General features: G+C 71.2%; 10 protein-coding genes. 6 read left to right on the forward strand and 4 right to left on the reverse strand.

Annotated elements, in window-relative coordinates:
• Positions 1-343: 343 nt before the first annotated feature.
• Together WME98_RS38665 and WME98_RS38670 are read left to right on the forward strand one after the other, a co-directional pair.
• Positions 344-2,518: a substrate-binding domain-containing protein gene (locus tag WME98_RS38665; protein ID WP_437946743.1), complete on the forward strand. Its 2,175-nt coding sequence runs from the start codon at positions 344-346 to the stop codon at positions 2,516-2,518.
• A 238-nt stretch (positions 2,519-2,756) separates the two neighbouring features.
• Entirely contained in the window at positions 2,757-6,665 is a 3,909-nt protein-coding gene (locus tag WME98_RS38670) for a protein kinase domain-containing protein (protein ID WP_437946744.1), read from the forward strand.
• Positions 6,666-6,767: 102 nt separating this feature from the next.
• Here the strand turns inward: WME98_RS38670 and WME98_RS38675 are convergent, their stop codons facing one another.
• The 4 genes from WME98_RS38675 to WME98_RS38690 form a co-directional block, all read right to left on the reverse strand.
• On the reverse strand, positions 6,768-8,078 hold the full coding sequence (locus tag WME98_RS38675) for an ammonium transporter (RefSeq protein WP_437946745.1): 1,311 nt from the start codon (positions 8,076-8,078) through the stop codon (positions 6,768-6,770).
• Positions 8,079-8,277: 199 nt separating this feature from the next.
• Positions 8,278-8,709: an SRPBCC family protein gene (locus WME98_RS38680; protein WP_437337590.1), complete on the reverse strand. Its 432-nt coding sequence runs from the start codon at positions 8,707-8,709 to the stop codon at positions 8,278-8,280.
• The gene (locus WME98_RS38685; RefSeq protein WP_061623556.1) at positions 8,702-9,022 is read right to left on the reverse strand and encodes an ArsR/SmtB family transcription factor; all 321 of its coding nucleotides are present in this window, start codon (positions 9,020-9,022) and stop codon (positions 8,702-8,704) included. Before WME98_RS38685 ends, WME98_RS38680 begins: the two co-directional genes overlap by 8 nt.
• 344 nt (positions 9,023-9,366) lie before the next feature.
• Entirely contained in the window at positions 9,367-11,019 is a 1,653-nt protein-coding gene (locus WME98_RS38690) for a 4-alpha-glucanotransferase (protein ID WP_437946746.1), read from the reverse strand.
• Between the two features lie 292 nt (positions 11,020-11,311).
• On the opposite strand from WME98_RS38690, the gene glgX reads away from it, so the two are divergent.
• The 4 genes from glgX (at position 11,312) to WME98_RS38710 (ending at position 19,729) form a co-directional block, all read left to right on the forward strand.
• Positions 11,312-13,645, forward strand: coding sequence for a glycogen debranching protein GlgX (gene glgX, locus WME98_RS38695; protein ID WP_437946747.1), 2,334 nt, complete (start codon positions 11,312-11,314; stop codon positions 13,643-13,645).
• Positions 13,646-14,255: 610 nt separating this feature from the next.
• Entirely contained in the window at positions 14,256-15,959 is a 1,704-nt protein-coding gene (locus tag WME98_RS38700; protein ID WP_437946748.1) for an Ig-like domain-containing protein, read from the forward strand.
• Between the two features lie 3 nt (positions 15,960-15,962).
• Entirely contained in the window at positions 15,963-18,320 is a 2,358-nt protein-coding gene (locus WME98_RS38705) for a PKD domain-containing protein (protein ID WP_437946749.1), read from the forward strand.
• Complete coding sequence (locus WME98_RS38710; RefSeq protein ID WP_437946750.1) at positions 18,317-19,729, forward strand: c-type cytochrome; 1,413 nt, start codon at positions 18,317-18,319, stop codon at positions 19,727-19,729. The genes WME98_RS38705 and WME98_RS38710 overlap by 4 nt, the downstream gene beginning before the upstream one ends.
• Positions 19,730-19,734: the final 5 nt, after the last annotated feature.

Raw genomic sequence — 19,734 nt, forward strand, 5'->3', positions numbered from 1 at the left:
GCCAAATTGTGGGGGGCCTGTGTACACGCGGGTAGATCACAAGTCACACGGGATTTACGGGCGCCGATGCTGGTTCGCTTCCATCGCGTGTACACGAGGAGACCCAGGTGGGGAAGGCGCGCGGGCCGCGCGCCGACGCTGGCGAGGCGGCGGATGCCCCGGCGTTCCGCGCGGCTCAGCGCGCTTCGCGCCGCGGGCGGGGAGCACGATTCGCGCTCATCGCGTGAGGCGATCTCGCCGCCGGGCGTTCCTCCGGTGGTTCGATGTCCGGTAGGATGAGCACCGACGATGCCGACGCCCGGACCGCGACGATGCGGACGCCCGGAGCGCGCGCGCACCCCCCATGCCCTCCCGCCCGACCACCATCGGCGTCCTCACGCCCTTCCTCGACGGCTTCTACTTCAGCGCCATCCTCAGGGGCGTCCACCAGGCGGCGCAGCAGCGCGGCCACCGCGTCGTGGTGATCTGCGGCACCCCCGACTTCATCCAGGCTCCCTCGCTCGCCCGGGACCAGGTGGATGGGTGGATCGTCGTGCTCGCCACCGACGGCATCGAGCGGCTCGCAGCGGCGCGCGTCCCGCTCGTCACGATCAGCACCTGCGCCCCCGAGGCGGGCTGCCCGACCGTGATGCCGGACAACCGCAAAGGCATGCGCGCCGCGGTGCGCCACCTCGTCGAGCACGGGCACCGGCGCATCGCCTACGTCGGCTTCATGGACCAGGACGACATCCGCGAGCGCTTCGAGAGCTACAAGGAGACGCTCGCCGAGAGCGGGATCCCCTTCGATCCTGGGCTCGTCTTCGAGGCCGAGAACAACTGGCAATCCGGCGGCGCCAAGGCCGCAGAGGCCGTCCTCGCGCGCCGGGGCGAATTCACCGCCGCGGTCGTCGCCACGGACAAGAACGCGCTCGGCATGATGTCCGTCCTCCAGGCCGCGGGGTGCCGCATCCCCGACGATCTCGCGATCGTCGGCTTCGACGACATCACCGAGGCCCAGTGGTCCACCCCGCCCCTGACCACCGTGCGCCAGCGGTTCGACGGCCTCGGGAAGATCGCGTGCGATCTCGTGCTGGCGCAGCTCGCCGGCGAGGCCGTCCCGCCCGGGCCCGTGCTCGCGCCGACCTCGTTGGTCCCGCGGCGGACCTGCGGGTGCAACCTGCTCCAGGGCTTCCTCCACCGGCGGGGCGGCGCGCCCGACGAGGCCGCCGGCGGCGTCCTCGCCCGGCAGATGGTCGAGCTGCTCATCGGCCATCCGCTCCCGTCCGATACGCCCCCCGCCGCCGTGTGGCCCGGCGTCGCCACGGTGATCGAGGGACACCTCGCGGCGATCGAGGGCACGAGTCCCCCTCCGTCGGACGCGCTCGACGAGGCCTGCCAGCAGGCCGTCCGCCTCACGCCCGACGTGGAGAGCCTGATGGGGATCGCCCGCCTCCTCGGCCGGCACCGCCGCCCGCGCGGGGGGTGGACCGCCGAAGCTGCGGAGTCGGCCGAGGCGCGCGTCGAGGAGCTCCTGGAGCGACTGCGCCTCTCGCTCACCCTGGCCCGGATCGATGCCGAGCGGCAGTTCGTCGAGGAGCTCGGCGTGGTCGTGCGGTCCGATCACGAGGTGAGCCTCGCGCTGCTCGGCGGCACCCAGGAAGAGTCCCGCTCGCTCTCCTGGCTCGACTCGACAACCGCCGTCTGGGGGTGCCTCGGGCTCTGGGAAGACCCGATGACCCGCGAGCGGCTCGTCGTCACCGGCGCGTACAGCCGCGATGGCACCCCGACTCCCGCCCTCGGCGGCGTCTACGCGCGAGAGGCCTTCCCGCCCGCCGAGCTGCTGCCGCCCTCGACCGCCGGCGGCCCATTCATGGTGACCCTCCAGCCGATTCGCACGCTCCACCGCGACTGGGGGGTCCTCGCGATCGTCGGCCCGGGCTCGATCGAGAGCGCCGGCGACGAGGGCACCGTCGCGATCTGGGGCGCGCTCCTCAGCGCGGCCCTCGAGCGCGACGCGCTGATGCAGTCGCTCTCGGAGCAGCACGCGAGCCTGGAGGAGGCCTATCTGCGCGAGCGCGCGCTCTCGGCGGCCGTGCGCGAGCTCGGCTGCCCGCTCATCCCGCTCCTGCGCGGCGTGCTGCTCGTCCCGCTCATCGGCGAGCTCGACACCGGCCGCGCCCGGGAGGTGCTCGAGCGCGTGGTCGAGGGCGTGAACCTGCACCGGGCGCGCTGCGTGCTGCTCGACATCACCGGCGTCCCGCGCCTCGACGCCCCGGCCGCCCACGCGCTGGAGCAGATCCACCGCGCGGCTGCCCTGCTCGGCGCCCGTGTCATCCTGGTCGGCGTGCGCCCGGAGATCGCGATGAGCCTGGTCGCCCTCGATATCGATCTCGGCGATCTGTCCACGCATCAGTCGCTGTCGTCCGCGCTCGAGGATCTCGCGCCGGAGGGGGTCCGCGCGCTCCGCACGAGACGTAACGACGAGGCGCCGCCGCGCGGCGCGACGCCGGAGCCGCGCCGTCGCCGAGGATCGGAGTGACACTCCACAGGCCGCGCTGAGCGCGCGCGCAGCGCTGTGGACTCCCACGCTCGCTCGGCGCGGACACGCCTGGACATAAGCACGTCATGAACGTGCATGTCGGCTGCCAGCGTGATTGTCGAGCACGAGAGACGTAGAGCGAGAAATCCTACGAGGATCGCAAGTACAGCGGCGCGAGCGACCGACTCTCCTTCTCGCGCGCTGGACATCGCATCGGCAGCCGGGCAATACTTCTTTCATGCGCGTCGGCGACGTCGTCGGGCAGCGGTTCGAGCTCCTCACGCGCGCTGGCTCCGGCGGCATGGGGGAGGTGTTCCGGGCCCTCGATCGGGCGACCGGCGAGACGGTCGCCCTCAAGGTGGTGCTCGGCGAGGGCGCGCACGAGGCGCGGTTCGAGCGGGAGGCAAGGCTCCTGTCGGAGCTCTCCCACCCGGGCATCGTGCGGCACGTGGCCCACGGGAGGGCCTCGTCGGGCAAGTCCTATCTCGCCATGGAGTGGCTCGAAGGCGAGGATCTCGCGCGGCGCCTCCTGCGCGGCCGGCTCAGCATCGAAGAGACGCTGACGCTCGGGGTCAGGGCCGGCGAGGCGCTCGCGGCCGCGCACGCCCACGACGTCGTCCACCGCGATCTCAAGCCGAGCAACCTGTTCCTCGTCGACGGGCAGATAGACCAAGTGAAGATCCTCGACTTCGGGATCGCGCGCCGGCTCGACGCGACGCCGATGACCCTGACGGGGGTCGCCCTCGGGACGCCGGCCTACATGGCCCCGGAGCAGGCGCGCGTCGGGTACAACGCGCTCACGCCGCGCGCCGACGTGTTCGCCCTCGGCTGCGTGCTCTTCGAGTGCCTCACGGGCAACCCCGTGTTCGTCGGCGAGAACATCCCCGCGATCCTCGCGAAGATCCTGTTCGGCGAGGTCCCCGCGGTCCGCTCGCTCCGCCCCGAGGTCCCCCCGCAGCTCGACGCGGTGATCCACCTGATGCTCGCGAAGGAGCCGGACGAGCGCCTCAGCGACGGCGCGACCGCCGCCGTGATCCTGAGCACCCTGCGGTCCGCCGGCTGCGGGCCCCCGCGCGGGGTCGCGTCGGAGCGCCCCGAGGCGCTCACCTCGAGCGAGCTGCGGCTCTTGTCCGTGCTGCTCGTGGGGAAGGAGCCAGCGCCGGTCGAGGCCGACACCGCGCCGCTCGACCAGACGCTGCAGGTGACCGTGGACGCGCAGCTGCGGCAGGTCGTGCAGGCGCACGGCGGGCACATGGAGGCGCTCGCCGACGGCTCGGCGGTGATCGCCATCGTCGCGAGCCGGGACGCGACCGATCAGGCGGCGCACGCGGCGCGCTGCGCGCTGGCGCTGCGGAAGCTGGCCCCGACCCGGCCGATGGCGCTCTCCACGGGCCGGGCGCACATGGCGCGGCAGCTGCCGATGGGGGAGGCGATCGATCGGGCCGCGCGGCTGCTCGGCGCCTGCGAGGCGCGGCGGGCGGTCCAGCGGCACCCCGACACGCGCCCGCGGCCGATCGCGATCGACGACGTGACGGCCCGGCTCCTCGGCGCGCGGTTCGAGGTGTCCGGCGAGGGCGAGCGGCGGGAGCTCCACGGCGAGCGCGACCTCGCGGGCGGCGCGCAGACGCTGCTCGGCAGGGCGAGCGCGTGCGTCGGCCGGGATCGCGAGCTGCTCACGCTGCAGACCATCTTCGCCGAGTGCGTCGAGATGCCGGTCGCCCGCGCCGTGCTCGTGACGGCGCCCCCCGGCGTCGGCAAGTCTCGGATCGCCCACGAGTTCACGCGCGCGCTCCGCGCCGAGGGCGGCCCGGTCGAGATCTGGACCGGCTGCGGCGACGCGCTGCGCGTGGGCTCGGCGTTCGGCCTGCTCGGGCAGGCGATCCGCGGCGCGTGCGGCATCCACGGCGGCGAGGCGGCCGCCGCCCGCCAGCAGAAGATCGTCGCGCGGGTCGCGCGGCACGTCCCCGGCCCCGACCGCGAGCGCGTGGCCGTGTTCCTCGGGGAGATCGCCGGCGTCCCGTTCCCGGGCGCCGAGAGCGCGCTGCTGCGGGCGGCCCGCGACGACGCGGAGACCATGAGCAAGCAGATGCGCCGCGCGTGGGAGGACTTCCTCGCCGCCGAGACGTCGGCGCGCCCCGTCCTGCTCGTGCTCGAGGACCTGCACTGGGGCGATCTGCCGACGGTGCGCTTCGTCGACGCGGTGCTCGGCGCGCTCGGCGAGCAGCCGTTCATGGTGCTCGGGCTGGCGCGCCCCGAGGTCCGCGAGCTGTTCCCGTCGCTCTGGAGCGGGCGCGCGCTCAGCGTGCTTCACCTCGCGAAGCTGCCGAAGAAGGCGTGCGAGCGCCTGGTGCGCCACGCGCTCGGCGAGGAGCTGGACGCGGCGACGGTGGCGCGCCTCGTGGCGCACGCGGACGGCCACGCGTTCTACCTGGAGGAGCTGATCCGGGCCGTGGCCGAGGGCAAGGGCGACGTGCTGCCGGAGACGGTGCTGGCGATGGTCCAGGCGCGGCTCGCCGCGCTCGACGGCGACGCGCGCAAGGTGCTGCGCGCGGCGAGCGTCTTCGGCGACGTCTTCTGGCGGGGCGGCGTCGAGGCGCTGCTCGGGAGCGCGGAGCCGTGGGCCGCTCCGCACGACGTGCTCTCGGAGCTCTGCGACGGGGAGGTGATCGTCCGCCGCAAGGAGAGCCGGGTCCCCGGGGACGAGGAGTTCATGTTCCGGCACGCGCTCCTGCGGGAGGGGGCCTACGAGATGCTCACGGACACCGATCGCGTCCTCGGGCACCGGCTCGCGGCGGCGTTCCTGGAGCAGAACGGCGCGAGCGATCCGACGATGCTCGCCGAGCACTACGAGCGGGGGCTCGACCTCTTGCGCGCGGGGAGCTTCTACCTGCGCGCGGCCGAGCAGGCGCTGCGGGGGAGCGACGCGGACGCGGCGATCGCGCGCGCCCGGCGCGGGCTCGAGTGCGGCGTGCCGGACGCGGTGCAGCTGAGCCTCCTCGGCGTGCTCTCGGAGGTGCACGCGTGGCGCAGCGAGTGGGACTACGCGCTGCTCTACCTCGAGCAGGCGCAGCGCTTCCTGACGCCCGGGAGCATGCCGTGGGTGCGGACGGTGCCGGCGAAGATCACCGCCGACATCCACCTCGGGCGCATGGACGAGTTCACGGCGACGGTGCGGGCGCTGCAGGCGGTGGAGCTCGCGCCGGAGGCGACGGGGGTGGCGGCGTTCGCGCTCGGGGTGGGGAGCTACTACGCGGCCCAGCTGGGCGAGTTCCGGCTCGCCGAGGCGCTGACGCGGCGGGTGCGCGAGGTGGCGGAGCCGGTCGCGGATCGCGAGCCCGTGGCGCGCGGGTGGCTGCAGATCGCGCACGCGTTCCACGAGGCGTGGCGGGACGGGGATCTGTGGGCGGGGCTGTGCCAGGCCGAGGCGGCGCGCGCGAGCTTCGTGCAGGCGGGCTACTGGCGCGGGTCGATCGTGTCTCAGGTGGCGATCGGGATGAACGCCCGGCTGCTCGGCGATCTCCACCGGGCGGAGCGCGAGCTGTTCGAGACGATGTCCGCGGGCGAGGAGCTCGGCCCGGTGTCGTGGCTGCGGACGTTCCTGCGCATCGAGATGCTGATCGATCGCGGCGCGCTCGACGGGGCGCGGGACGAGACGGGGGCGATGCTCGGGATGGGGCTGGAGCGGCGCAACCCGCTGCAGCAGGGGTTCGCGCGCTGGGCGCTCGCGAGCCTGCTCCGCCGCGAGGGCGATCTCGAGGCGGCGGAGCGCGAGGCGCTGACCGCGATCGATCTGCTCGCGTTCCTGCCGCTGGAGCAGGCGGGCGCGCGGGCGCTGCTCTCCTCGATCCGGCTCGCCGCGGGCCGCGTCGAGGACGCGCTCGCCACGGCGACGGAGGTGGTGTCGGCGCACGATCGCTGGGGCGCGCCCGGCTACAAGGGCACGTTCGCCCGCCTCGTCTACGCGGAGGCGCTCCACGCGGCGGGCGAGCGCGAGGCCGCGTGCGCGGCGATCGCCGGCGTGGGCGAGCGGCTGCGCGCGCGGGCGGAGCGGCTGCCCGCGGCGCACCGCCGGAGCTTCCTCGGGGAGATCCCCGAGAACGCGCGCGTGCTCGAGCTGTCGCGGCAGTGGCTGCGCGCCGCGAGCTGAGGCGGCGCGGGCGCCCCGGAGCGAAGGGCGGGGGGACAAAACGGCGAAGGCCGCCCGGCTCTCGCCAGGCGGCCCTCGCGGGCGCGCTTCCGCTGCGCTGGATCAGGCGCCTTCGCGCGCCAGGACCGGCGACGGAGCGGGCGCGGAGGAGGTCGGGGGGATCGACTCGACCGCGTGCGCGCTGCCCTCGCCGAGCGCGTAGGCCTCCTCGCCGTGGAGGATGCCGTCGAGGCCCTCGTCTTCCGTCTCGGGGTCGACCCGGAAGCCCATCACCGCGTTGATGCCCTTCACGAGCACGAAGGTGACCAGCGCCGCGTAGCCGGCCGCGACCGCGGCGGCGATGAGCTGCTCGGTGAGCAGCGCCGAGTTGCCCTTGATGAGGCCGTCCTGGCCGGCCGAGTTCCACACCTTGGAGGCGAACACGCCGGTGAGCAGGGCGCCGAGCAGGCCGCCCACGCCGTGGATGCCGAACGCGTCGAGGCTGTCGTCATAGCCCAGCTTGCCCTTCAGCATCACCGCGCCGTAGCACACCGCGCCCGCCGCGAGCCCGATCGCGACGGACGCCATCGGCCCGACGAAGCCCGCGGCCGGCGTGATGGCGACGAGGCCCGCCACGAGGCCCGACGCGACGCCGAGGAGCGACGGCTTGCCGAAGCGCACGGCCTCGATGAGCGCCCAGGCGAGCGCGCCGATGGCGGCCGCGATGTGCGTGTTCACGAACGCGACGCTCGCGAGCCCGTTCGCCGCCAGCGAGGAGCCGCCGTTGAAGCCGAACCAGCCGAACCACAGCAGGCCGGCGCCGAGCAGCGTCATGGTGAGGTTGTGCGGCACGATCTTGCGCGTCGGGTACCCCTTGCGCTTGCCGATCACGATCGCCATCACGAGCGCGCTCGCGCCCGAGGCGAGGTGCACCACGGTGCCGCCGGCGAAGTCGAGCGCGCCGCGCGCGAGGAGCCAGCCGCCCGGGTTCCAGACCCAGTGGCAGATGGGGCTGTAGACCGCGAGCGACCAGAGCAGCGTGAACACCACGTATGACGAGAACTTGATGCGCTCGGCATAGGCGCCCGAGATCAGCGCCGGCGTGATGATGGCGAACATCATCTGGAACGCCATGAACAGGAGGTGAGGCACGGTCGTCCCGGCGCGCGGCTCGGTGCCGACGCCGTTCAGGAACGCGTAATCGAGGCCGCCAATCAACCCGCCCTTGGATTCGGCGAACGCCATCGAGTACCCGATGGTCACCCACGCCAGGGTCACGATGCCCATGGCGAAGAAACTGTGCATGAAAGTGCTGAGCGTGTTCTTGGTTCGGACCATGCCCCCGTAAAACAGGGCCAGCGCTGGCGTCATCAGCAGGACCATTGCCGACGAGACCAGGAGCCAGGTGGTGTCCGAGGCGTTGATTTCGTTCACTGGTGGCCTCCTCGACGGCGAAGGTAAGAGGAGGCAGTTTTCCGGAATGTTTCGCCGGCATGTACTTCACGAGCGCGTGAATCATGCCGCCACGACGCAGCGAGTCAGGCCGCGTGGGCTCCCCAACCGCGGGCGAGCGGGGCGGACCGGTGTTTCCAGCGGGTCGATGGATTTGCAGTGCGGCCGCCTGCCGGTGGGGTCACCGCCACTCGGGGTAGAGGGCCTTCCCGGTCTCGAGGAGGCTCTTCATGCTCGACAGGATGGCGGGCCAGCCGTTGCTGATGGCGGGGAGCACCTTGCTGTTCTCCGCGAACTGGTCGTGGGTGAGGGTGAGCTTCACGTGCGCGCCGAACTGGGCGAGCTCGAAGGTGACGCGCGACGGGCGTTCTCCGAGCACGTTGCCGAAGGTATAGGCGAGGAGCTTCGGCGGCTCGGCCTTGAGGACCTCGCCTTCCCAGTCGAACGAGCCGTCTTCCTTGACGTGCTTCACGGCGGACCCGGGCTTCCACTCGGATTGGATGGTCCTGCCGCCCCAGTATTGCCGGGTGAACTCTCCGGTGGTCAGCGCCTCCCACACCTTGTCCAGGGTCGAGGCGATGTACGTGACGTAGACGAACTCGGGTTTACTCATCGTTGCTCTCTCCCTCCAGCGCGCGCTTGAGCGCGTCGAGCGCCCGCACGCGCTGGCGCTCGTATTTGCCTATCCATCGCTCGTAGATCTCGCCGATCGGCGCCGGGTTCAGGTAGTGGAGCTTCTCCCGCCCCTGCCAGACGACGGCGACGAGGTTCGCGTCCTCGAGCACGGCCAGGTGCTTGCTGACCGCCTGGCGTGTCATGTCCAGCCCTTCGCAGAGCTGCCCAAGCGTCTGCCCGTTCTCGGCGTGCAGCCGATCGAGCAGCTTCCTGCGGCTCCGATCCGCGAGCGCCTTGAAGACCTTGTCCATCGAGCCGCTCACCGGCCCCATCATGCAACCAATCGGTTGCCTGTCAATATGCAACCAATAGGTTGCCTGTCAAGCAAGTCCGCGATCGCTCCGCGTGACGATCGTGTTCTCGAGGGACGAGTCCGGGCCGCTTGGTCCCTCGGCATGGCGGTAGGCCCGAGGGGGGTGAGCTCGTGCGGGCGCGGGGTGGGGGATGGGCCGATGTTTGAGCCTGAGCCATGGGTTAGCCGGCGAAGCCGGCTGGCCCATGGCTCAGGCGAGTTCGGCGGGGCCCCCACCCCGCGCCCGCACGAGCTCACCCCCCTCGGGCCGGGCGTTTCAGCTCACCCGCCCTGGCGAGGCGCCTAGCCGCGCCCGCTCGCCTCGATGCTCTCCCGCACCCGATCGAGCGCCCCCCGCACCTCGGGATCCCGGTCCATCTCCGCCGGCGGCGCCGGCAGCCGCAGCGACCAGTTCTCCGGCCCCACGGTCCCCGGCGTGTTGACCCGATCCCGCGTCGCGAGCACGTCCTGCACGAGCAGCAGCACGAGCTCGCTCTTCGACCCGTGGATCAGGTCGAGCAGCGCCCGGTGCGTCTCCTTCGTGAACTCCCGCCCGAACTCGTGCCGCCGCGGCGCGAGCTGCGGCAGATCGAGCACCCCCGCGCGCTCCCGGTCGTCCCGCGACTCCCACCACGCCACCACCGAGTCGGTGTCGTGCGTCCCGAAGCACGCGACCGAGAGCGGCGGGTATTCCGCCGGATTGCGGAACACCACGTCGTCCTTCTCCCAGATCAGCACCTTGTACCCCGGCACCCCGAGCGCCGTCAGCGACGCCCGCACCCACGGCGGCACCGCGCCGAGATCCTCGGCCACGAGCTGCGCCCCGGTCTCCGCCGCCCCCTCGATCATCGCCCGCACCACGCGCTCGCCGTGCTCGCGCTGCTCCGGCTCCTCCGCCGGATCGAACGTCGCCCTGGGCCGCTCGCCCCCCTGCCCCTGGCTCTTGCGCTCCGGGAAGATGTACGTCCGGTAGAAGCCGACCAGGTGATCGATCCGGAACCGGTCGCAGAGCAGCCCCGTGTAGCGGCAGCGCCGCCTTAGCCACGCGAAGCCGTTCTCGCGCATCCGGGCCCAGTAGTACGGCGGGAGCCCCCAGTTCTGCCCCTCCGTGTCGAACTGATCCGGCGGGGCGCCGACCGACATGTCGTGCCGGAACTCGTCCTGGTGCGCCCACACGTCGGCGCTGTCGCGCGACACCATGAACGGGAGGTCGCCCATGATCTCGACCCCCTTCTCCCGGAGATCCGCGCGCGCCGCCTCCCACTGCGTGTGCGCGAGCCACTGGACGTACTCGTAGTAGAGGATGTCCCGCGCGCGCTCCTGCCGCAGCCTGTCGAGCGCCTCCGGCCTCCGCTCGCGGATCTCCTCGGGCCAGTCCCACCACGCGACGCCGCCGAAGCCGTCCTTGAACGCGCGGAACTGCGCGTAGTCGGGCAGCCAGTCCGACTGCCGCTTCACGAAGTCGGCCAGCTCGGCCGCGCGCGGCGTCTGCTTCGCGTGGTGCTCCCGCTCGAACCGGTCGAAGGCGAAGCGCAGCGCCCGCCCCTTCACGCGGCGCACGAGATCGTAGTCGACGCGCGCGCTCTGCTTCGCGCGATCGAGCGCCGCCGCGTCGTCGCCGAGCGCCTCGCCGTAGAGCTCCGGCGGGAGCTCGGGCACGGCCGAGAGCGAGATGTACATCGGGTCGATGCCGAACGCGGAGAGCGCCATGTACGGCGACGTCTCGCCGCCCGACACCTCGCCGAGCGGCAGGAGCTGCACGAGGCGGAGCCCCGCGCCGCGCATCCACGCGGCGAACTCGGGGAGATCACCGATCTCGCCGATGCCCCACGAGCGATCGCTGCGGAGCGAGAAGAGCGGCACCGTCACGCCGGAGATGCGACGGCGCGCGCCGGAGGGAGGAGGCGAGCTCTGGGACGAGCCCTGGGACTGGTTTTCGGCAGAGGGAGAAGACATGGGCGTTTTTCGCTTGGCTCCAGGCGTTCGGGGCGGAGTCTATCCCGGCTCGCGCGCTTGGCGATGCTCCATCTGTTCGTCGGGCCGCCCCGGCGCCGCCGCGTCATGGCCCTGCCTGCGCGCGTCGGCGTAGGACCGGGCAGGCGCGGAGGCGGCGCCTGATCCCGGCGGCGGGCGGCGCCCGATCCCGGCGGCCGATCCGGGGCCTGGGGGCGAAAAATCGAGCCGGTCGCGCTTGTGTCTCGACAGCGGCGCCGATTTCGCGAATAGGGCGACTCCACAGGTTTTTCCGATGACCAGACGCATATGGCCCGGCACGCCGACCCCCCTCGGCGCCGTCTATGACGGCGAGGGGGTCAACTTCACGCTGTTCTCTCAGTCCGCCACGAAGGTCGAGCTCTGCCTCTTCGAGGCCGTCGACGATGTCGTGGAGCGCGAGCGCATCGAGCTCCCCGAGCGAACGGCCCACGTCTTCCACGGGTACGTGCCGGGGCTCAAGCCCGGCCAGCTCTACGGCTACCGGGTGCACGGGCCGTACGATCCGCGCTCCGGGCACCGCTTCAACCCGGCGAAGCTCCTCGTCGATCCGTACGCGTACGCGCTCTCCAGCGAGCCGAACTGGAAGGCGCCGCTCTTCGCCTACGACCGCGGCGGGCCGTCCGAGCGCGGCGACGGCGGCGGCGCCGGCCGGCCCAAGGACGCGGGGCGCGACGGCGCGGCGGCCGAGAAGGGCGAGGGCGGCCGCGCGGGCAAGTCGGGCGAGCGCCAGCCGCGCGTGAAGCAGGGCGCGTCGACGCCGCCGCCGCCGCCGACCGCGCTCGACGACCTCGAAATCTGCCACCGCGACAGCGCCTGGGGCGCGCCGAAGTCCGTGGTCGTCGATCACCGCTTCGCGTGGGACGGCGACCGGCCGCCGGCGACCCGCTGGCAGGACACGATCATCTACGAGGTGCACGTCAAGGGGTTCACCCAGCGGCACCCCGGCGTCCCCGCGCACCTGCGCGGCAGCTACGCGGGGCTCGCCTCCGAGGCGGCGATCGCCCACTTCAAGAAGCTCGGCGTCACCGCGCTCGAGCTGCTCCCCGTGCACGAGATGGCGAGCGAGCGCGAGATCTGGGAGCGCGGGCACATCAACTACTGGGGCTACAACACGCTCTCGTACTTCGCGCCCGCGGGCCGCTACTCGTCGAGCGGGCGGCTCGGCCAGCAGGTGGCCGAGTTCAAGGCGATGGTGAAGGCGCTCCACGCCGCCGGCATCGAGGTGATCCTCGACGTCGTCTACAACCACACCGCCGAGGGCAACCACCTCGGCCCGACGCTCTCCCTGAAGGGGGTCGACAACTGGGCCTACTACCGGCTCGTGCCGCACAACCCGCGCTACTACATGGACTTCACGGGCTGCGGGAACACGGTGAACACGCGCCATTACCAGACGCTGAAGCTGGTGATGGACAGCCTGCGGTACTGGGTGACCGAGATGCACGTCGACGGCTTCCGCTTCGACCTCGCGTCGGCCCTGGCCCGCGGCCACCACGACTTCGACCGCCTGAGCTCGTTCTTCGACATCATCCACCAGGACCCGGTCCTCTCGCGGGTCAAGCTCATCGCCGAGCCGTGGGACGTGGGTGAGGGCGGGTATCAGGTCGCCAACTTCCCCGTCCTCTGGACGGAGTGGAACGATCGCTATCGCGACTCGGTCCGCCGCTTCTGGAAGGGGGATCTGCTCGCGGCCGACCTCGGCTACCGGCTCACCGGGTCGAGCGACCTGTACGCGTCGAGCGGGCGCCGGCCGTACGCGAGCGTGAACTTCGTGACGGCGCACGACGGCTTCACGCTGAACGATCTCGTCTCGTACAACGAGAAGCACAACGAGGCGAACGGCGAGGGGAACCGGGACGGCACGAACAACAACCACAGCTACAACCACGGGGTCGAGGGCCCCTCGAACGACCCGGCGGTCGTCGAGCTGCGCGAGCGCCAGAAGCGCAACCTCCTCGCGACGCTGCTCCTCTCGCAGGGGGTGCCGATGATCAACGCCGGCGACGAGATCGGCAGGACGCAGCTCGGCAACAACAACGCCTACTGCCAGGACAACGAGCTCTCGTGGCACGACTGGGATCTCGACGAGCGGCGGCGGCAGCTGTTCGAGTTCACCTGCCGGCTCATCGCCCTCCGGCGCAGCCAGCCGGTGTTGCGCCGGCGGACGTTCTTCTCGGGCGGCTACGTGCACGGGAGCGGGCTCAAGGACATCGTGTGGTTCCGCCCCGACGGCGGCGAGATGACGCCGGAGGACTGGACCCACCCGAACGCGCGGGCGATCGGCTACCTGCTCGGCGGCGACGCCCTCTGGTCGTGCGGCCCGCGCGGCGAGCCGATCACGGGCGACACGCTGCTCGTGCTCATCAACGCGAACCACTCGCCGCTGGAGTTCGTGCTGCCCGCGATCGAGTTCGGCGAGCGGTGGGAGGTGCTCATCGACACCCGCACCGCCGCGGAGCCGGCGCGCACGGTGCCGGCGAGGGCAGGGGGCGAGCGCTACCTGCTCGTCGACAGGTCCGTTGCGGTGCTGCGGCTCCTGGAGCGCAAGGAGAAGAAGAAGGTCAAACGCGTGAAGGCGCGGACGTAGCCGACTGGCCACGACGCCCCCGCGCCCCGCGCGGCCGGTGATCCGGCCGCCGGGGTGGGCTTCGACGACCGGGCGCAGCGCCGCCTGCGGCAACCCAAGAGGGCGCCTGCCAACGCTCGCCCTCGCCGCGGTGGACGCGGATGCACCGGGGGAGAGCCCCGAGCGCAGCCCGGAGATCTCAATATCACTCCAATTTTCTGATGTCGCCCCGGGAGCCGGGGTGAAATATCACTATTGGTTAAATTTTCTCATGCTCGCCCCAGGAGCCAGGGACGAGCGCGGCGCCACCGGCGTCGCGGCTCGGCCTACGCGCGTGTTCGCGACGCGGGCCAGCTCTCCGCGACAGGCGGGCATGCCGCCTTGCATCATTTTGTTAACGTTAACATGGAAAACATGTTCAAATTCGGCCGATATCGATCGTTGTTGACATGTGAAATGTTAGCGTTCACAATATTCCTCAACTGGTCGCCCCGCGTGTCCGCGCGCCCGGCGTGTCCGCTGCGACAGCGGTGGATACCGTCGGCTCGAGGTTTCCGCGGGCTGGCCATCCATCATTACTCATTACTTACGCCTACTCAAGAGGATAGGGATGCGTACGAAGACTATTCGGATGCGTTGGCTCGGCTTTCCTTCGTTCGCCGCCCTGCTCGCGGCGTGCTCCGGCGGCGCCGACCTCGGCCCGACGCCGGAAGGAGACGGCGGCAGCACCGCCGATACCACCTCCGTGGCGACGGGCACTGGCGGCGGGGCGCCGATGCCCACGGTGGGAGCCACGAGCAGCAACTCCACGAGCAGCAGCTCCACGAGCGGCGGCGCCACGAGCGGCTCGGGCGGAGACGCCACGACCGGCACCGGCGGCGGCCCGGTCGGCGTCGAGCCGGACGCGATCACCGCTCCGGAAGGCACGATCCCGAACATGCCGATGCCGGCGAACAAGGTCAACCTGCCGCGCGACAAGTGGCGAGATGGCCTGGTGTCGCCGACGCTCGAGGCGGGCCACCACCAGAACCAGCCGATCGTCGTCAACGGCTACGTTCAAGGCGCCGGCAACGCCGAGATCGTCTTCTACGACATCGCCGATCCGGCCAATCCGAAGATGCTCTCGCGCATGCAGAGCCCTGGCTTCGATCCCAGGGGAGGGCCCAAGGGCGTCGGCGAGGCCGAGTCGCATCAGACCTCGCTCGGCCGTTATGGCGACAAGTTCTACCAGGTCACCACCTCGGGCACCGGCGTCGACATCTGGGACGTCACCGACGCCCGCGCGCCGCGTCACGTGAGGCTCGTCAAGCTCGACGGCGTCAACTACGGGGACTTCACCGACGCCGTCTGGGGCATGTACTGGCAGGGCAGCGTCATCTACATCGGCGGCACCAACACGGGCCTGCACATCCTCGACGCCGCGGATCCCGAGGACGTGAAGTTCGTCAAGAAGATCCCGATCTCGCAGTTCGGCGGCGTGAGCGCCGGTCCGCTGTGGGCCGTGGGCAATACGCTCGTCATCACGACGCCCAAGGACAACGGCGGCATCGCGACGATGGACATCAGCGATCCGATGAACCCGGTCGCGCTCGACTTCATCACCCCGAGCAAGAGCTACATCTGCGGCCTGTACGGCAAGCACGTCTACGTGCAGTCGCCGCTGCGCGTGTGGGACGTGCTGACCGACCCCACCGACATCGGCTCGGCCAATGCCCCCATCGCCACGCTGCCCGACTCGGCGTTCAGGGCCAAGGGCTACCCCGCCGGGTCCGAGTACATGAGCTTCTCCGATGGAACTCTGTTTCTCGGTCACCTGCGGCCGGATGCGGGCGTCTCCAAGATCGACGTGCGCGACATCCACAAGATGTCGATCACGAGCCGCGTCTGGGGCCGGCTCGAGTTCACGAACGGCGACGACCAGTTCTCGATCCCGGTCGGCAGCCTGCTGGTGCTGGCCGACGACGAGCTGCCCTACCGCGGCATGGTCATCGCCGCGCACTCCACCGAGCCGGACACCACGCCCCCGGCGGTCGACACGGTGCTGCCGAAGAACGGCGCGACGGGGCTGTCCAGGAAGTCGCGCATCGGCCTCAGCCTCACCGACAACGTCGAGATCGCCACGGTTCACCACGGCAGCTTCATCGTGAGGCCGGTCGGCGGGCAGCAGGTGAAGGGCAAGTTCGGCCTGTACATGGGCATCGTCAACTTCGATCCCGACGAGGACCTGATGCCGAACACGACCTACGAGATCGTCCTGCCGAAGGACGGTATGAAAGACCTCGTCGGCAACGGCATCGCGGCCGAGTTCAAGTCGACGTTCACGACCGGTCCCTGAGTCATGCGCTCGCTCCCGAAGCTCATCGGCCTGCTCGGAGGCATCTGCTCGGTCGCGGCCTGGCCGGCCGAGGCGCTGGCCATCACGGCCAGCATCGCCGACCGCGCGTCCTCGGTCGCCGGCGAGGCCGTCACGTTCGACCTGACGATCGCCGACGCGGTCGGCCCCGTGCAGGTGCGCTGGGACATGGGAGACGAGACACGCACCGAGTTCACGGTCGACGACGTGCAGCAGGTGCACACCTACGCCGCTCCCGGCCACTACCCGGTGCTGGCGACGGTCAAAGACGATGTCGGGTTCACCAGCGTCTCGTTCGTGCACACGGTGCATCGGCCGCTCGTCGCGGGGAGCGCGGCGGGCTCGACCGACCTCGTGTACGACCCGCCGAACGCGAAGGTCTACACGGCCAATTACGAGAACGACAGCGTGAGCGTGCTCGATGCGAGCGCGCTGACCAAGGTCGCGGAGGTGCCGGTGGCGCGCGGCCCGGTCGGGCTCGCGCTCACCGCGCAAGGCAAGCTGTGGGTGCTGCACCGGGATGCGCACTCGGTCTCCATCCTCGACACCGCGTCGCTCTCGGTGGAGCGCGAGATCGCACTGCCGTACGCGTCGCAGCCGATGGGCCTCGCGATCAGCCCGACCGGAGACGCCGCGTATGTGACGCTGATGGCGGTCGGCAAGGTGCTGAAGCTGGACGTGGCGAGCGGCGCCGTCGTGGCCGAGCTCGCGCTCGGCGGTACGCCGCGGGGCGTCTCGGTGTCGCACGACGGCGCGCAGATCTACGTCACGCGCTTCCTCTCCGAGGACAGCCAGGGCGAGGTGGCGCGCATCGACGCGGCGACCTTCCAGGTGAGCACGCGCTTCGCGCTCGCCGCGGACACCACGACGGAGGACACGGATCAACAAGGGCGCGGCCTGCCGAACTACCTGTTTTCGGTGGGGCTCTCGCCCGACGGCGCGTTCGCGTGGGTGCCGGGCAAGAAGGACAACATCTTTCGTGGGCCATTCCGCGATGGGCTCGACCTCACCGACGACAACACGGTACGTCCGCTCGTGGCGCTGCTGAACCTCGCGGAGGGCGTCGAGGACGTCGCGCGGCGCATCGATCTGGACGATCGCAACCTGCCGAACCAGGTCGTGTTCACGCCGCTCGGCGACTATGCCTTCGTCAGCGTCGCCGGCTCGGCCCTGGTGGAGGTCCGCGACGCCTACACGGGCGAGTTCGTGACCGCGCTGAAGGAGACGGGCTTCGCGCCGCGCGGCCTGGCGCTGACCGAAACCAACAAGCTGTTCGTGCACGCGTCGCTCAGCCGCGCGGTGACGGTCTACGACGTCGCCGACATCGTGAGCTCGCACGACCTCATCACCAAGAAGCTGGTCGAGATCCCGACCGTCGCCGTGGAGAAGCTCGATCCCCAGGTCTTGCGCGGCAAGCAGCTGTTCTTCAACTCGGCCGATATCCGCATGAGCGACCAGGGCTACATCAGCTGCGCGTCGTGTCACTTCGACGGCGCGGAGGACGGGCGAGTCTGGGACTTCGGCAGCGCGGGGGAGGGGCTCCGCAACACCGTCTCGCTGCTGGGGCGGCGCGGCACGGGCCACGGCAACGTCAACTGGAGCGGAAGCTTCGACGAGATCCAGGACTCGGACGACAACATCCGCCACCTGTTCGGCGGGAAGGGGTTCCTGACCGCCGAGCAGCTCGCCGTGGGGACCGTCGGCACGCCGCGCGGCGACAAGAAGGCCGGCCTGAGCCCCGAGCTCGACGCGCTGGCGGCGTTCCTCGGCTCGCTCGACACGTACCGCCCGAGCCCCTATCGCAACCCCGACGGCTCGCTCACCGAAGACGGCGTCGCGGGTCGCGCGATCTTCAAGCGCCTCGGCTGCGATTTCTGCCACACGGGGCCCGACGGGACCGACAGCGCGCGCGGCAAGCTGCACGACGTGGGCACCGTGAAGCCGTCCTCCGGGATGCGCGCCGGTGAGCCGCTGCTCGGCATCGACACGCCGACGCTGAACGGCGTGTGGGAGACCGCGCCGTACTTGCACGACGGCTCCGCGCCGACGCTGCGCGACGTCCTCGTCACGGCCAACCCGGAAGATCGCCACGCCTTCATCAGCGGGCTCAGCGAAGCCGAGCTCGGGCAGCTCATCGCCTATGTGCAGCAGCTGGACGGCACCGTCGACGCGGGGCCGAGCGAGGGCGAGGCGCCGGGCGAGGCGCCGAGCGACGCCGGAGGCTTCTTGGGCCTGGGCTGCAGCGCGACGGGCGGGCCTGCCGAGCGCCGCGCGCCGCTCCTGGCCATCGCGCTCATTGCCGGTTGGATGACGTTCGGCGCCCGCCGCAGGAGGCCGTCATGAAGTACCTTCCGAGCCTGTGCCTGGCTTCGCTGCTGCTGTCGGGCTGCGTCGTCGGCGAGATCGGCGAGGAGCTCGCCACGGACCAGGCGACGATCGACTGGGACACGCTGCCGCCCGTGAGCGCTCCCGACCCGGAGCTGTGGAGCCTGCCCACGCGCGAGGCGCAGTACCGCGCGTTCTGCGCGTCGCCGCGCGGCGACAGCTTCTTCCGGGCGATGTGCGCCACGCCGCGGCCGAACATCACCGACTTCGCCAGCTTGCTCAGGGTCGCGAAGCTCGACGAAGATCGCGCCTTCGCGCTCACCGGCAACTCCACCTCGCTCGTGAAGAGGGCCGTCTCGGCCGTCAATCCGCGCATCATCATCTTTCCGCGCGTGTCGGAGATGCGCGAAAGGCCGGCAGAGATGACCGCGCTCGGCTTCGTCCGCGGCGAGCCCTTCGTCGAGATCGTGAGCCGCGATCTCTCGACCGGCGACTACAACTTCTACCTGTTCACGTTCGAGCGGCAGTGCGACTACGACGGCGGCTGCGATCTCGCGAGCCTGCTCACCGAAGAGGTGGAGCACGGCTGGACCGCGTTCAGCGTTTACAGCGAGGAGGACGTCGAGAATACGTCGTTCGACTGTCGCTCGTGCCACCAGCCCGACGGCCACGGCACGAGGAAGATCTTGCGCATGCAGGAGCTGGAGTTCCCCTGGATGCACTGGTTCCCGCAGCGCTTCGTGCAGCGCACGGAGTCCGATCGGGTGCTCACGGCGCAGTTCGCGGAGGCCCACGCGCACGACGCGCAGTACGGCGGCATCCCCATCGCGACCATCCAGAATGCCATCGACGAGGGCAGCGGCGCGCACCTCGAGGCGCTGCTCGCCGCCGAGGGCCAGTCGGCGCAGCCGAACGCGTTCGACCCGCGCATCGAGGCCGAGATCAAGGTCGGCCCGTCGAGCCCGACCTGGGAGAAGCAGTTCGCCGTGTCGCTGGCGGGGGACTCGATCTCGGTGCCTTACCCGCTCGTGGACGTGACGGATCCCGCGCTCCGCGCGGAGCGGACCCGGTCCTACCTCGACGTGGTGACGGGCGCGGCCCCGCGACAATCCCTGCTCGATTCGCGCGACCTCTTCTCCGCGGACGCGAAGGTGAAGCTGGGCCTGGTGCCGCCGCCGGGGGCGAGCGGGCGCGCCGTGCTCACGCAGCTCTGCTCGCGCTGCCACGACGGTCGCGTGAACCCGGCGCTGAGCCGCGCCAGGTTCAACGTGAAGAACCTGGACGGCATGTCGCGGGAGACGAAGGACGCGGCCATCCTTCGCTTGCAGGAGCCGGCGACCTCGCCGCTGCGCATGCCGCCCTGGCGCGCCGCCGACCCCCTGCCGCCCGCGGAGCTCGCCGCGGCCATCGAAGAGCTGCGCAAGTAGCGCTG

Source organism: Sorangium sp. So ce296 (assembly GCF_051529605.1).
GTDB classification, from domain to species: Bacteria; Myxococcota_A; Polyangia; order Polyangiales; family Polyangiaceae; genus Sorangium; species Sorangium cellulosum_D.